The sequence below is a fragment of the Bradyrhizobium genomosp. I (2014) genome, assembly GCF_000261685.1.
GTDB lineage: Bacteria > Pseudomonadota > Alphaproteobacteria > Rhizobiales > Xanthobacteraceae > Bradyrhizobium.
The window spans coordinates 19042-35252 of record NZ_AJQE01000387.1; the positions used below are offsets into that span (position 1 = coordinate 19042).

Annotated in this window: 7 protein-coding genes; 4 read left to right on the top strand and 3 right to left on the bottom strand. The window is 60.7% G+C overall.

The genetic code is table 11. The features are described from left to right. Positions 1–42 precede the first annotated feature (42 nt). The 4 genes from IC50_RS38595 to IC50_RS34030 all read left to right on the top strand — a co-directional run bounded on the left by IC50_RS38595 (position 43) and on the right by IC50_RS34030 (position 7725). Positions 43–5718 carry a LamG-like jellyroll fold domain-containing protein gene (locus IC50_RS38595; protein ID WP_050991182.1) on the top strand — a complete coding sequence of 1892 codons (5676 nt, stop codon included), beginning with the start codon at positions 43–45 and terminating at the stop codon, positions 5716–5718. A 580-nt stretch (positions 5719–6298) separates the two neighbouring features. Next, positions 6299–6868, top strand: a complete 570-nt coding sequence (locus IC50_RS34025; RefSeq protein WP_157461180.1) for a hypothetical protein — start codon at positions 6299–6301, stop codon at positions 6866–6868. Then, entirely contained in the window at positions 6846–7322 is a 477-nt protein-coding gene (locus IC50_RS41720; RefSeq protein ID WP_157461182.1) for a hypothetical protein, read from the top strand. The genes IC50_RS34025 and IC50_RS41720 overlap by 23 nt, the downstream gene beginning before the upstream one ends. Before the next feature lie 169 nt (positions 7323–7491). After that, positions 7492–7725 carry a hypothetical protein gene (locus IC50_RS34030; RefSeq protein ID WP_035715582.1) on the top strand — a complete coding sequence of 78 codons (234 nt, stop codon included), beginning with the start codon at positions 7492–7494 and terminating at the stop codon, positions 7723–7725. A gap of 792 nt (positions 7726–8517) precedes the next feature. Here IC50_RS34030 and IC50_RS34035 read toward each other — a convergent pair. From IC50_RS34035 to IC50_RS34050, 3 genes are all read right to left on the bottom strand, one after another. Next, a complete protein-coding gene (locus IC50_RS34035; protein ID WP_035715583.1) occupies positions 8518–9831 on the bottom strand; it encodes an HlyD family type I secretion periplasmic adaptor subunit in 1314 nt (437 codons plus the stop codon). Beyond that, positions 9828–11762: a type I secretion system permease/ATPase gene (locus IC50_RS34040; protein ID WP_271525815.1), complete on the bottom strand. Its 1935-nt coding sequence runs from the start codon at positions 11760–11762 to the stop codon at positions 9828–9830. Before IC50_RS34040 ends, IC50_RS34035 begins: the two co-directional genes overlap by 4 nt. An 863-nt stretch (positions 11763–12625) precedes the next feature. Further along, positions 12626–15469: an Ig-like domain-containing protein gene (locus IC50_RS34050; RefSeq protein ID WP_157461184.1), complete on the bottom strand. Its 2844-nt coding sequence runs from the start codon at positions 15467–15469 to the stop codon at positions 12626–12628. Positions 15470–16211 lie beyond the last annotated feature (742 nt).

A 16211-nucleotide genomic window follows, 5' to 3' on the forward strand; every position in this document is an offset into this window, starting at 1 on the left:
TATTATGCAGTAGCGATTTCGCTTCTGGCATTTGGAGACAAGATGTCACGTTCCAGAGGCCTGTTCAGCCATCTGTCGCGACGGATCCTTCACGGCAGCGCGAGGAACGATCGCAAGCGCGATGCCAGCCATTCGCCGCTGATCCTCGAGGTACTCGAGCCACGCATGCTGCTCGCTGCGGATCCCCTCGGCATCACCGCAGGCTACGCCTTCAACGAGGTCTTGGGCACCACGACGGCAGATGCGTCAGGTCACGGCATCATCGGCACGCTCACGAACGGTCCGACCTTCACAGCCGGAAGATACGGTAATGCGGTGGCGCTCGACGGCGTGAACGACTACGTCGATCTCGGGAATCCGAGTGCGCTGCAATTGACTGGCAGCATGACTCTCAGTGCATGGGTTTACGTCCGTTCCTTCCCCGCCGACGATGCTCCCGTTGTGTCCAAGCGCAACTGGGGTGAATCTGGGTACCAGCTTGACATCACTGCGGATACCGGACCCCGCACCATCGGATTCAAGCTCACCAACAGCTCGGGCGGCCAGATGTTCCGCTACGGCGCGACAGCGCTGCAGTCCGACACCTGGTATCACGTCGCCGGTGTCTATGACGCTGCGAGCCAGACCTTGAACGTCTATCTCAATGGTGTCCTCGACAACGGACAGTTGACCGGCACAGTCACGAGTTCGCAGCAGAATTCAACGGCCAACGTGAATATCGGTAATCGACCGGGCCGTACGGGCTTCGCCTTTCCTGGTCTTATCGATGACGTGCGCATCGCCGATCATGCCCTCACGCCCGATCAGATCCAGACCGATATGGCAACCCCTCTCGCCGGAACGGCAGACACCATTGCCCCGACCGTGTCTCTCACGCCTCCGGGCGCGATCGTGTCCGGCACCATGAATCTTGCAGCGAGCGCTTCGGACAACATCGGCGTTGCCGGCGTCAAGTTCCTGCTGGACGGCAACACTCTGATCGGCACCGAGGATACCACTTCGCCATACGGTGTCTCATGGACCACGAGCACGGCATCGAACGGCTCGCATGCGCTGACCGCGCAGGCACGAGATGCTGCCAATAACATAACCACTTCGACGCCGGTCAACATCACCGTCGACAATCAAGCGCCGACCGGTACGGTGACGATCAATGGCGGCGCAGCGGCGACCAACAGCACATCGGTCACGCTGACGCTCACAGCGACCGATGCGGTGACGTCCGTCACGCAGATGCGCTTCTCCAACAGCGGAAGTTCGTATTCGACGGCGGAAGCCTTCGCCCCGACCAAGTCCTGGACGTTGTCGAATGCAACGGGCACCAAGACGGTCTATGTCCAGTTCATGGACGCCGCCGGCAACTGGTCTGCGGCGGTGACTGATACCATCGTACTCGACACGACCGCACCGACGATTTCCGGGCAGACAACAACGAGCATTACCGGCAGCACCGCACAAGTCACGTGGACGACCAATGAAGCCGCGACTTCGCGGGTCGAGTATGGGCTGACGACCAGTTACGGGTCCTCGACGATACTTGATGCGACCCTGGTGACGGCACACAGCGTTGCGCTAACCGGCCTTGCTCCCAGCACTACTTACAATTACCGCGTTCGTTCGATCGACGCCGCCGGGAACGAAAGGATCGGCTCAAACGCCACATTCACGACGACCGCCACCCAGGACACCACGCCACCATCGACTCCTACAGCCCTGGTGGCGACCGCGGCTTCGACAACGCAGATCAATCTGTCGTGGAACGCCTCGACCGACAACGTTGCGGTCACCGGCTATCAGGTCTTCCGCAATGGTGCGCAGGTAGGCACCCCGACGACGACCACGTTCAGCGATACCGGCCTATCGCCAGGCACATCCTACACTTATACCGTGCGGGCGAGGGACGCGGCGTCGAACCTCTCCGGACAGTCCACACCGGCCAGTGCCACCACGCTGACGCCCGACACGACACTGCCTACGGCCACGATCACAGTGCCGATGGGATCGGCGACCGTTTCAGGTACGATCACGATCAGTGCCAATGCATCCGACAATGCCGGGGTGGCGGGCGTGACCTTCCTGGTGGACAACATCGCAGTCGGCGGGGGCGAAGACCTGACATCACCCTACAGCGTCAGCTGGGACACGACGACGGTCGCGAATGGCGTCCACACGATCACGGCGCGCGCACGGGACACCTCCGGAAACACCGGCGATTCGCTGCCCGTCAGCATCACTGTGTCAAACACTCAAACACCGGGCCTGGTCGCTGCCTATTCCTTCGATGAAGGATCAGGAACGACTGCGGGCGACTCCTCAGGGCAGTCGAACCTGGCGACACTCAACAACGGCGTTGCCTGGGTAGCCGGCAAGAATGGCCGCGCCGCGAGCTTTGACGGAGTCAACGACTTCATTTCCATTCCAGACTCTGCCTCGACCAACATTTCCGGTAATGCCCTCACACTGTCGATGTGGATCAATCCCCAGTCGCTCGCGAGTGGCGATTCTGTCGTCATCGGTAAGTTCTGGAATACGACAATGTCGTCGCCCTACTACCAGTATGGGCTCGAACTTCGCGGCGGCAATCAGACCGATTTCTATATTGGGACATCCAGTGGCGCGCGCGTCGCCTCCGGAGGAACCACTTTACCGTTCAACCAGTGGTCTCACCTCGCCATCACCTTCGATGGCGCGCAAGTCATGACCTATGTCAACGGAACCCTCGTCAACACGCAAGCGCTGTCGGCAACGATCACCGCGCGCGGCAACCCCATGCGCATCGGCGCGGATGCGTCGACCGCTCAATTCTACAAGGGAGCGCTCGACGATCTGCGCATCTACAACCGCGTACTGACCTCTGCGCAAGTGCAATCGGACATGACGACGCCCGTCGGCAACCCGACCGCCGGATCACCGCAGGTGTTGATAGATTCCCCAATCAACGGGGCGCAGGTTAGCGGCATCGTCAATGTGACCGCAGATGCAACCGACGATACCGGCATCGCCAACGTGCAGTTCTATATCGACAACGTGGCAACCGGCTCCCCCGATACGACCGATCCTTACGCGCTTGCGTGGGACACACGTACGGCAAGCAACGGCGCGCACACTATCACCGCGAAGGCGACTGACATCGACGGCCACGCGACACTATCAGCGCCGATAACCGTCAACGTCGCGAATAGCAGCTTCTTCCAGAACGAGATCCTGGCGACGGGCTTCAATCTGCCGACCGCGATCAAGTTCCTGCCCGACGGCCGCATGCTGGTGGTGGAGCTCGCCGGCACGATCAAGACGATGCCGCCGCCCTATACCACGCCAGATCCCACGCCCTTCCTGCAACTCACCAACATCGGCTCGGCGGGCGTGCAACAAGGCATCTATGACATAGCGCTCGATCCCAACTTCAGCACCAATCACTACTACTACATCTTCTATACGCTGGGTACGCCGAACGTAGATCGCTTCTCGCGCTTCACGGCGAACTCAACGCTGACGGGTACCGTTCCCGGCAGCGAGTTCGTCATTTATCAGGACACGGAAATTGCCAATGCCGAGCACCACGGCGGAGCAATCAACTTCAGCAACGACGGCAAGATCCTTCTCACGACCGGGGAGCATTTTCAGGCCGGCGAAGCTCAGGATCTCACGAAGCCGCGCGGCAAGATCCTGCGATACAACATGGACGGTACCGTTCCCACCGACAATCCGTTCTATGACGGCAACGGACCGAACTACGATGCGGTATGGGCACTTGGTCTGCGGAATCCCTTCCGCGCCTACTACGACGCGCCCACAGGGCGGCTGATCATTGGCGATGTTGGTGGGAACGTCTACTCGACTGCAATCGAAGAAATCGACATCGGAGCGAAGGGTGCCAATTACGGCTGGCCGAACGTAGAAACTCCGAACGGGAATCCCGCTTACACCGCACCGGCCTATTACTACCCACACAATGGACGCGACGCCGCAGTCGTCGCCGGGTTTGTCTATCACGGCACGCAATTCCCAAACAGCTATCAGGGCAGCTTCTTCTTCGCGGACTACACTCAGAACTGGATCAAGCGCATGACGTTCGACGCCAACGGAAACGTCACCGGCGTCTTCAACTTCGAGCCAGCCGACGGCTCGGTGGATGGCCCTTACGGGGACATTGTCTACTTGACCGAAGGCCCCGATGGCGCGCTTTACTATGTCGACCTCGGCTATTCCGATATCAGCGGTACATTCGGCGTAAGCAAGATCCGCCGCATCGAATTCATTCAATCGGATCTGCCTCCGGTCGCGACGGCTTCGGCATCACCGACGACAGGACCCAGCCCGCTCACCGTCGACTTCTCCAGCAACGGTTCATCTGATCCGGAAGGAAAGCCTCTCACCTATTCGTGGAACTTCGGTGACGGCGCGACTTCGACCGCGGCCAATCCATCGCACACATATACGATCTCCGGTCCGTATCAGGCCCGGCTGACGGTCTCCGACGGAGTCAATTCCACGCTATCGACCCCGATCGCGATCAGCGTCGGCAATAGTCCCGTTGTCAGTCTCCTTGCGCCGACCGATGGCGCGACCTTCAGGGCGGGCGACGTGATCACATTCAGCGGCACCGCGACCGATGCCGAAGATGGTACACTCCCCGCAAGTGCATATACCTGGAATATCGACTTCCTCCACGAAGGCCATATTCATCCCGGGACTCCCATCACCGGCGTGACCAGCGGCACGCTCACGATCCCGACCTCCGGGCACGACTTCAGCGGGTTCACGCGGTACCGAATAATGCTGACCGTAACCGATTCCAGCGGGCTGCAATCGAGCCAATCCGTCACGATCTTCCCCGATAAGGTCAATCTCAATTTCAACACGGCGCCTGCCGGCTTAACGCTGTACCTGGATGGCATCGCACGCACCACACCGTTCACCTACGACACCTTGATCGGCTTCAATCATGAGATCGAAGCGCGCAACGCGACCGTCGGAAGCACGACCTATAACTTCGTCTCGTGGTCGGATAGCGGCGCTCAAGATCACATCATCACGGTCCCCGTCGGCGGTGCGACCTATACTGCGACTTATGATGCCGTCACGACGCCGGCACCGTTAGCATTCGTCCAAGGCAACTACGCCACCCCGCAAACCAACCAGACTCAGGTATCGGTCGCCTACACGAATGCCCAGACGACAGGGAATACGAACATCCTCGTAGTCGGATGGAACAATACGACATCGAACATCACGTCGGTCACGGACTCGGCCGGCAACGTCTATCAGCTCGCCGTCCCGACGGCTCGAGGCAGCGGCATCAGCCAGGCCATCTACTACGCCCCGAATATCAAGCAAGCCGCCGCCAGCGCGAACACTGTGACGGTGACCTTCAACACTGCGACTCAATACGTGGACATTCGCGCCCTGGAGTACAGTGGTCTCGCTCCCCTCAATCCGTTTGACGTAGGCACCTCAGCGTCAGGCACCACCAGTTCGGCAAACAGTGGAGCCGTTACGACCTCCACCGCGCACGAACTCATTTTTGGTGCCGGGACGACCGTCGGTGGGTTTACGGAGGCAGGCAGTGATTTTACCACGCGTCTCATTACGAGACCCGACCTTGATATTGCTCAGGACCGTTTCGTAACCGCCACGGGTACCTACAATGCGACCGCGCTTCTCCAAGGTTCCGCGGCATGGGTGATGCAAGTCGCGACCTTCAAGGCAGTGGGTTAGTCCGCATGCCGGGATCCCGAGACTCATGCGATGCCGTCGTGCGCCACCTCGTGTGTAGCAATGCCCTGAACGGCCAACTTACCCACGCGATCCCAGCCGTTTGGCGGCTGGTCGGTCGAACTGACGCACCGAGGTCTCGGACCGAGCAGGACGACCGCTTGCAAGGAGCCCTTGCATGTACTCGACCGCCGCGGAGGCTCCAGGGATGGAGAGACCTCGGAGAGTTCGAAATGGCGCTCCGGTTGTCGCCTGGGCCTCTCACGGCTAGGTTGAAGTGGCACGAGGCATTTACATTATGACTGCTTCGGATGAACCGATTGTCGGAAGTTACGCATCGCCCCTGGTGAAGGATCTAACTCGTGGCGGATACTTCGGAGGATTATTTGCTCTGGGGTGCGCCAGTGGCCTTGCATCCCGTGTCATTCAATCGGTCCACGGACGTGGATGGCTAGACGCGTTTCTCGACACCTTTGAGATCAGTATAATCGTTTGGATATCGTGTGTCGCCGGAGTTTCCCTCGTTTTTCAAGACCGAACGGTTGGGATTCGTTCTTCAGAACTCGTCTTGGGAGCGGCCTTTGTGCTGCTCGCTATTCTACCGGTAGGTCCCGCCAGCTGGCTGGCGGTAACCGCGCTCAGTCTCTATGTCATCAGCACGTCGGATGCCTCTTCGACGCGGCGTGGCACTCTTATTCTTCTTGCCGTTACTGTGCCCATGCTTTGGAGCCGGTTGTTATTTCATTTCTTTGCTGAGCTGATTTTGCGGATCGACGCCGCACTCGTCGGTTGGATATTGCGCACCCCCCGAACCGGGGACGTCGTCGAATTTGCCGACGCTTCCGGCGTTCTCGTCATTCTGCCGGGCTGTTCCTCGCTCGCGAACGTGTCGCTTGCATTTCTCTGCTGGGTGACTGTGAGCCAGTTAGCCGGCCACAAGCGATCTGCTTACGATCTATTCTGGTGTCTGATGGCTTGCTTCTCGGTCGTAGCTGTGAATGTCACTCGTATAAGCTTCATGGGCTTGAGCCAATGGCACTACGCCATGTTTCATAGTTGGTGGGGAGGCGCGGTCGCGAGCACAGCCATTTTGGGCCTGACGGTCGGCTTCTGCGTGCTGGGGGTGAGGCGTGAGCTGCTCCGTCCGCTTTAACTGGGTTATCGCCGCCGTGCTGTTGCTGGCCACTGCATGGAAGATTGCGATACCATTCGAAAATCCAGGCCAGCTAAAAGAGGATCTTGTTAGATTTCTCGAACAAAATCACTTCAGCGTCGTAGCGACCAATGAAGTTACGACCGGCACTCTGATCATCCGCGCCACCAGAGCGTCATGTCAATTGCAGGTCGCAAGGCTTACTCCCGACGGCTCCAACAGAAATCTCGTTCGACATCTGGCAACAGGAACCGATCGCTCGTTCGTCGTGTTTCGGGGCGAAGTGTACGCGCAACAGCCGATAGCCTGGACGGTGCTTCATTATCTGTGGTCGAGATTTCTTCGCGAACTCGGATTCGTTCGACACATCACCCCGGTCATCGACGTGGCGGAGAGCTTGGGCTGCAATGCGGAACGGCTCCCATGGGCTACGATTCAGGATCGTACCGCGTGATTCAGTTTCGACCTTCTCGTGCGGCCATCGGGTCTTGATGTCCTGGCGTCAAATCGTCGCGCGCGCATTCTCCATCAAGCTCTATCCGAGATTTATATTGACATCGATTTAATTTTTGATGATTATAATATCGTAAACATTTATTTTATAAACTGCAGGAGAAAAGGCCATGACGTTGCCCGGGTGGGTCCTCGCAATTTTCCTCACGATGGCCGCAGCGGTGCCGGCCGGCGTCTATTTCACGGCTACGCTGTTCTTTCCTCCTGACCAAAGCTACACCTACGTCGGCCAGGGAACAGCACAGGGCGCGCCTGGACCGGTCGCGGGCGCGGGGCTATCCTTCGCCGCGGTTGCCTATGCGGCCTATTGGATAATCAGGCGCCGTCAACGCAAACCGGACTAGGCGCGACGTGATCGGGCTCTGTACTACCCTCTGTACTACCGCGCGAAGTCGAACAATCCTGCTCGGAGCGTATGGCGTGCGAGCAGGGAGGGAGCGGCGGCCAGCTTCAAGCCCCCGCGCTGTTTGCAAGCCGGGTCCCTCCGCCGTCTCGACCGGCAGGCCACAGCTGCGTAAGCGGACGAATGCCGTTCAGCGCGACGCGGCCCCAGTTGCGACTGATGCCGGCGCCCTGTTCCTGTTGTAACGGCTGTCGAGACTATCCAGCCAATCGTCGATTGAATTCGCTGTTCACCGAGGCCAGATCTTCAAACAGGCCTTCCTCGGGGAGGACAGATTTGAAATGCCTGATGAGCTGCTCGTCATTCTGGGGGCCGAAACTATAATACTTGCCTGCGTGGCGGTGATGACCCTGTACGCCAAGCGAATGGACGTGCTGAGCGGACGGTCGCTCGAGCGATCGGTAGTTCCACCCAGGAGCAACAGGCATCCGCCACGCTCGATCCGTCGAAAGCCGCGTGCTCTACTGCGGTTGATCGGGAGGCGGGGCGACCTCACTAGATTCACTAGATTCGCCCCGCCAGATCTCTTGCGGCGAGCTGACATAACCAGAACGCCGCGGTTGGGTCTTCAAGCCAGGCTGCAGATTCTGTCTCGGCTCGTGACGCTCTTTTGTCGGTCGGGCAAGCCCGGTGCTGATGCCGTGCTTTCAGAGGCCGCCCCAACGCCGACGCCCACGTATAGGCGTTGGCCCCGATCGCCGTGAAGTCGAGCGCCGCTAGCTTCCGCGAGGAATCAGCGCTCCTTGAATGCACGCTCGGCCTGATCGTGCAGCGGCTTGAGCAGGTAGGACAGCGCGGTCCGACCTGCCGTCTTGATGAAGACCTCCACCGGCATGCCGGGCAGCAGCTTGGCCGAGCCGAGTTTCGCCAGCTCTTCGGGCTTCAGCAGGACGCGCCCGGTATAGTAGCTCGTGCCGGCACGCTGATCCTGCGTAATGTCCGCCGAGACCATGCTGACCTCGCCGTCGATTTCGGGCGTGGTCTTCTGGTTGAAGGCCGCGAAGCGCATCGTCGCGGTCTGCCCCACATAGACCTGGTCGATGTCCTTCGGTGCGATCTTGACCTCGACGGCGAGCGAATCCGCGTCAGGCACGATCAGCATGATTTGCTCGCCGGGTGCGATTACACCTCCGACCGTGTGGACGCTGAGTTCGTGGACGCGGCCGGATTGCGGTGCCCTGATGTCGACCCGATTCAATTGATCGACCGCCGCAGTTCTGCGCTCGCTCAGTTCGGAGAGTTTCGAGCGCGTCTCGATCAGGTCCTTACCGACCTCCGTCCGAAGGTCCTGGTCGACCTGAATGATCTGGAGGCCGATTTCGGAGATCTTGCCCTTCGACTGAGCAATCATTCCTGCGAGCTGGCTGCGCTCGCCTTCGATGCGGGCCGAGTCGCGCTCGAGGGAATTGAGCCGCGTGATCGGCACCAGATTCTTCTGCCAGAGGCTGCGCACGCCCTCCAGCTCCTGCCGGATGAATTCGACTTCCTTCTGCTTGGCCTCGGTCTGACCCACATAGCCCTTGATCTCGTTCTCCAGCTGCGTGCTTTTCTCCTGCAGCTGCGCCTTCTGGCCGCTCCTCGCCTGGCGACGCAGGTCAAATAGCTTCCGCTCCGCGGCGATCGCACGGCTCGCTTCCGAGTTGTTCTCCTTGGCTCGGTCGAGCAGCACTTTGGGAAACGTCACCCGCTCGGAACCATCGCGCTCGGCCTCGAGACGCGCCTGCCGCGCGAGCAGCTCATCGATGCTGTTGGTGACGATTGTCGCATTCGCGAGCGTCTGAGTCTCGTCGAGGCGTATCAGAATGTCGCCCGCCTTGACCCGGTCGCCCTGCCGCACGCGCAACTCTCCCACGATCCCGCCGGTAGCGTGCTGAACCTTCTTGACGCTCGAATCCACCACGACCACGCCCTGGGCGATCACCGCGCCCGACAATTGGGTCGTCGTCGCCCAGCCGCCGACCCCAAAGGTCACCAGAGCGAGCATGATCATTCCGACGATCACGTAACGCTGGATGGATTGCAGCGCCGGCGCTACCTGAGCGTTCATCGCCCTCCTCCGTGAGCTTCAGCGACGACCTTGAGCGGCACTGGATTCCGCAACACTTTCTTGAGAACCTCCTCTCGCTTGCCGAAGGACTGAACCCTGCCTTCGCCAAGGCACAGGACATGGTCTACGCCTTCAAGCGCCTTGGGACGATGCGCGACGACGGCGACAATCCCACCGCGGCGGCGCACGTTCAGGATCGCCTCGGTCAGCGCCTCCTCGCCCTCTGCATCGAGATTGGAGGAGGGCTCATCGAGCACGACCAGGAAGGGTTTGCCGTAGAAGGCACGCGCGAGACCGATGCGCTGCCGCTGCCCGGCGGACAGCGCCAGTCCTCCCTCGCCGATCTTCGTGCCGTAGCCGTCCGGAAGCGAAAGGACGAGATCGTGCGCACCGGCGGCATGTGCGGCCTCCAGAACAGCGGCAGCCGTCGCCTGCGGATCGAACCGTGCGATGTTCATGGCAATGCTGCCGTCGAACAATTCGACGTCCTGGGGCAGATAGCCGATGTGCTTGCCGAGGGCGTCCGAAGACCAGTGATCGAGTGCGGCATTGTCCAGCCGTATCCGGCCGCGAATGCACGGCCATACCCCCACCAGCGCTCGCGCCAGCGTCGATTTGCCGGATCCGCTCGGCCCGATGATTCCGACGGCCTGCCCGCTCCGCAGTTGGAACGACACTTCGCCGAGCGTGGGCTTCTCCGAGTTTGGCGCGCCGATATAGAGATGCTCGACCGTGAGCGTTTCGGCAGGGGGAGGCAATGCCAGCCGCTCCTCCTCGTGAGGCAGCAGCTTCAGCAGATGATCGAGCCGTTGCCCCGACTGCCGCGCGGCGACGAATCCTTTCCAGTTCGCAATAGCCATTTCGACGGGCGCCAGCGCCCGCGCGGTGAGGATTGATCCGGCAATGATGATGCCGGCCGTCGATTCCTGGTTGATGACGAGAACCGCGCCGACGGCAAGAACCAGCGATTGCAGGATCGCTCGAAAGATCTTGGAGGCCCCCCCGAGCCCGTTTGCGACGTCGCTGGCCCGCTCATGGGCCGCGAGGTACTTCGCGTTGACTTCCTGCCAGCGCAACGCCGCCTGCTGCCGCATGCCCATGGCCTGCAGAACCTCGGCATTTCGCCGCCCCTCGAGCGCCAATGCCGTTCGCGAGACCGCAAGACGCGAGGACGCCTTTGCCGGCCCTCGCGTCCGGGTCTCCGTGAGCATCGTAATGCCGACCAGCACCAGCGCGCCGGCCAGCGCAGTGACGCCGATCCAGAAGTGAAAGAGGAAGCAGACGCCGAGATAGATCGGCATCCAGGGCAGATCGAACAGCGCCGTCGGCCCTCCGCTCGACAGGAAGCTGCGGACCTGATCGAGGTCGCGCACCGGCTGCAGGCCGTCGCCATCGGCTCTGGTCTTCAGGGGCAGGCGAACGAGCGCGTCGAATATGCGAACGCCGAGCCTTTCATCGAAATACCGGCCGACCCGGGCGCTGATCCTGCTCCTGACGAGGTCGAGCCCGCCCTGAAACAGGTAAAGCACCGTGGCCAGAACCATCAAGGCGATCAGCGTCGGTATGCTGCGCCCGGGCAGCACCCGATCGTAGACTTGCAGCATGAAGAACGAGCCGGTGAGCATGAGGAGATTGCTCATCCCGCTGAAGGCCGCAAGTGCCCAGAATATCCGGCGGCAAGACCGCAGGAAGCCCGACAACTCCGACCGCGACTCATCATAGTCGTTAGCCGGCCGCGGATGACCGGAGAACAGTCGTTGCCGCAGGACTTCGACGAGGTGCTTTGCCGAGCCGATCGGGCCTCGCGTCCGCAGTTCGGCGTCTTCCACCCACTGTCGTGCGACAGCCCCAAATCTCGCCAGATGCGAAAGTTGGATCCGAAAAAAGCTTGCTGGCAGGGGGATCACCCCCCACCGCTCAAAGTTTGTCATGGCTCCCACCCTTGAACCGTGCCTTATGTGACGATCCCCAAGAAGATCCCGAAGGCAGATTTGAGTTTGATGTCCCTGTCGTCGAGCTAGTTACGCGAAGTAGAAGTCAGGCCAATCTGCGCACCGAGCCTTGTCAACCTGAGCGTGTTGCCTGTCGGCGCTACCGTGAGATGATGGCCATCCTGCCATTTGATCTGCGCTCCCAGTTTCTTCGATCCGTACTCCACGACCAAGTCGTTCGCAGAGCGCGTATCGTGGCGATCCGCATCACCACCTCATGGTTAATCAGCCTGGCCTCACGTGCCGGTCGCCATGGGCTTTTTTGGGACCAGATGGGGGCCGGGCCGAGGTTTTTTTAACCATCACGCCAACTCGCGGCACCGAAATAATCGCGCATTTTCCCTGATTAAATCGTCGCGCATCTCCCTGATCTCACGCCGGACAGCCAGACTCAACACGCATTCCGTTGCGGCATGGCCTTAGCCCACAGAAATCGTTTGCTTCAACGCCCCGACGAGACCGTGCGGGGCACGTGACCGGCACTGCATTTAATTCTATTTATTCCCACGTACCCGCAATCGCCCTGACGCGATGAGAGCCGGACAAGACCGTCAATCGGAGCGACAAAGTGTAGCGGCGTGCGCTTGGTTGCTGGCGGTCCGAGAATGACCGTCGCCAAAGCGCCGGCCGGCCAAGGTTGCGCATAGCAATCCTGTCCGCGCCTGGTATCCCGCCAACACGGCGAAGCTGCTCATGCGTGGAGCAAGAGAGGCAGCCGGAATAGAAGAAGGCGGGGGACCATCCCCCGCCTTCCATGATCTGCACCGCAGTCGGGCGGCTACTTCCTGTCGCTGAACTCGGGACTACGCGAAATGGAAGTCATGGCTGTTCAGCTTGTCGAGCTTCGTGTCCTTCAGCGTGAGGGTGTCGCTCCCCGTCGCGATCACGACGTCGTGGCCTGACTGGGCCGCATGGGAGAGAACGCTCGCAAAACTGTCGAACACGCTCTTGCTGAACTCGATCGTGTCGTGAGCCGGTCCGCGGGCAGCGAAGTCCTTGATGACGTCATGGCCGAAGTTCGACGCGAACTGGAACGTGTCCGCACCCCATTTGCCAACCATGATGTCGTTGCCCTTGGTACTGGTCAGCGTGTCGCTGCGGCCCGAACCGACGATCGCCTCGCCCGAGCTGGTCCCGACCACGTGGCCTGTGGTGTCGACCTGCTCTGCGGAGAAGGCGTGGCTCTTGCCCGACAGGTCCGAGGTCTTGAAGCTCCACTTGCCGTCGGCTCCCGTGGTGACCGAACCAACCGAGGTCGTGCCGTCAAACAGCTTGATGGCACTGTTGGGATCGGCCGTGCCCTTGATCGTTGCCGTGTGACCCCAATGGTGCTGCACATTGGTGACTTCCACGGTTGAAGTGCCGCCGCCGCTGTGCGGGCCAATCGGCGGATCAATCGGCTGCGACAAGGCGCTGGTGTTGCCGGCAGCGTCGGTGGCCGTCGCGGTGAAGGTGTGGGACCCCTGCTTGAGATTCGGGGTCGTCACGCTCCAGCCGCCGTCACTTGCAACGGTCGCGGTACCGAGCAGGTTCGTGCCCTCATAGAGCTTGATCAAGCTTCCCGCTTCCGAGGTGCCGGATACCGTTGCCCGGTTGTGCGTGGTCGAATCGCTCAACAGAACCGGAGCATCGGGGGCAGCGGTATCCACCGTGACATCCAGCGCAGTCGATGCCTTGCTGGTGACGCCGGAAACCGTGTCGGTCGCGATGAAGCTATGCTTGCCGTCGGGCAGCGCTGCAGTCGAGTAGTGCCACGCTCCCTTCGCATCCGCCGTGACCGTGCCGAGCTGGGTCTTGCCGTCGAACACCTTGACCGTGCTGTTGGCTGCCGCGGTCCCCGTCAGGGTCAGCGTGTTGTCGCTCGTGATGTGATCACCGGCGACACCGGTGTCTTTCGAAAAAGTGGCGATCTTCGGTGCGGCCGGTGCAGAGGTGCCCGTGCCCGATGTGCCGGTGCCAGAGGTACCCGATCCGGAAGTACCCGAGCCGGAGGTGCCTGTACCCGAGGTACCTGAGCCAGACGTGCCCGAGCCGGAAGTACCTGTACCCGAGGTACCCGAACCGGACGTGCCCGAGCCGGTGGAGCCCGTCGTTCCGGAACCAATGACCGGATCCACAGCCGTCGACGCAGCGCTGACGTTGCCGGCAACGTCCGTCGCCTTGGCCGTCAGCAGGTGCGAACCGGACGACAGCGCAGACGTCGTGACACTCCACGCACCGCTCGAGTTGGTTGTCGCCGTCCCGACCTGCGTCGTTCCGTCATACACCTTGATCGCGCTGTTCGCTTCGGCAGTCCCCGTCACCACCACCTGATTGGCAGAGTTCACGGTGTCGCTCGCGATCGTCGGAGCAGCCGGGGCCTTGGTGTCGATGGTGACGACCTTCGCAGCCGATGCCACGCTGGTCTGGCCCGACGAGTCGGTCGCAGTCGCGGTGAGCGTATGCTTGGCGTCGGTCAGGACCTTGGTGATGTAGTCCCAGCTGCCGGTCGAGCTCGCAGTGGTCGTGCCGATTTGCGTCGAGCCGTCGTAGATCTTGACCGTGCTGTTGGCCGCAGCGGCGCCTTTGAGCTCGATGGTGGTATCGTTCGTGATACCATCGCCGGCAACGCCGCTGTCGCCCGAGAAGGAGGCGATCGTCGGGGCGCTCGGCGCTGTTGGGACGCTCGGAGCAGGCGAAGTCGGCTCCGTGTAGGTGGGCCCGGTGTAAGCAGGCGCATTGGCATCCTGCTCGACCTCGCCGGTCACCATGTTCACATTGTGCACGAAGGAGGTCTGGGAATAGGAGTCGTCCGGCCCGGCGGCCGGATAGTTAAAGCCGAAGGCTTTGGTCACATCGAAGTAGTTGTCGTGCGTCGAAAATGCTCCGCTGAGATTGGCGGCATTGGTCCCCGGACCGGAGACGGACATCCAATAGCTGACGCTGCCGATCAACGTGTTGCCGGCGAACTCGCCCGACTTCGTGTTGTCGGCAATGAAGCCCTGGGTCGTACCGCCATCCTGAACCGCCGTGTTGTAAAGGATGTGGGTCGAATCAATGGTCGGACCATAGACTTGGAGATAGTCGCCGTGGGTGCCTGAGCCGCCCATGCCGGCCTGCTGCAGCAGGTTATATTGGATCGTGATGTCGCCGCCGTCTTGACCATGGCGGCCGATCAAGTCGGAGTTGGAATTCTTCAGCCACGAATATTCGATCGTGAGGCCAGGCCCCTCCATTTCGACGAGAAATTCGGCATGCCCGCCGCCGCTCAGACCGTCGATGGTGCAGTTGGAGATATGCAGATTGGAGGACGACGACGTCCCTGTAATAACGGCGTCCTGCGGCCCGGACGGATTGAGACCATTGAAGTTCGAGTTGGTCAGGGTAGTGTTCGCTGCCGAGGTGACGACAGCCCAGCCGCCGAAATCATAGCCGTCGAGCGTGACGTTGCTGCCCGTCACCGTGATGCTCTTGTGGGCCGTGTCAACGGACACGCCTGCCATCGAGATCGTTGCCGGATCCTTGAGCGCCAGTCCCGTGGGCACGCCGACGTGATAGTCCACCCCTGCGACTTTCCATGCCGGCCGGTTCGCACCATACGTATCCAGCAGGCTCGAAAGCTGCGCTGATCCAATTGGCGCGTTCGCAGAACCGTCGTTAACTGCCATTACCTGTTCTCCTGATTTGATGTCATCCGCATGTGCTCGACCCCGAAGGGCCTTCCCCGAGCAACATGCCGTTCACTTTGATTATTGGACAAACCACCACGTGATGATCGCCGAGCCGACTATTGGCCGGGCGCCGCGGGCTTTTTTGGGACCACAACTAGGCTACGCCGGGGTGATGTTTGGCTCCCACCTGCCACACTCACTCGGATACGAATCAAATTGTGGACGACTGCATTGTGAATCGCCTGCGATTCAAAAACAAAGAGTATTATCGCCGGCTGCGCTCGCTTTCTTTGGAATAGTTGCCGTTGCGCACTGCGGCGCATGACACTTACGGCACTACGCAGAATCCGCAATTTAATATTTTCATTTGCGCGCCTTAATTTAATCAGCGGCATGATAAATATCGTGGCAAGGCCCATCTGAAATCTTCATCACACGTGGCGCGTGGCTCGCCCCGCCGCTGATGCGAGAGGACAGCTAACTGACCAAACTCGATCAACCGCGTCTTGTCCTCATGGAGCGTCGGGCCGAGGCTGGCCAACCGCGCGTTGAGGGCCAAGGGCATTTCCTGCGCGTCTGCCTCGCTCTCGAAGCCCATGACGGGTCGTGCGCGCAGCGCACGGTCACAACGCGACCGCGTGCATGGCGACAACGCCATTGGCGGACCCAGAGATCGAGTATGTAATGCAGGAAGATGTTGGCAAGGAGCGGGCTGATGGCTCCCTGAACGCAAAAGATA

Bases quoted from the DNA above. Each gene is read 5' to 3' on its own strand.
- IC50_RS34030 (WP_035715582.1), top strand. From the start codon at position 7,492: ATGACGTTGCCCGGGTGGGTCCTCGCAATTTTCCTCACGATGGCCGCA.
- IC50_RS34035 (WP_035715583.1), bottom strand. From the start codon at position 9,831: ATGAACGCTCAGGTAGCGCCGGCGCTGCAATCCATCCAGCGTTACGTG.
- IC50_RS34050 (WP_157461184.1), bottom strand. From the start codon at position 15,469: ATGGCAGTTAACGACGGTTCTGCGAACGCGCCAATTGGATCAGCGCAG.
- IC50_RS38595 (WP_050991182.1), top strand. From the start codon at position 43: ATGTCACGTTCCAGAGGCCTGTTCAGCCATCTGTCGCGACGGATCCTT.
- IC50_RS34040 (WP_271525815.1), bottom strand. From the start codon at position 11,762: ATGACAAACTTTGAGCGGTGGGGGGTGATCCCCCTGCCAGCAAGCTTT.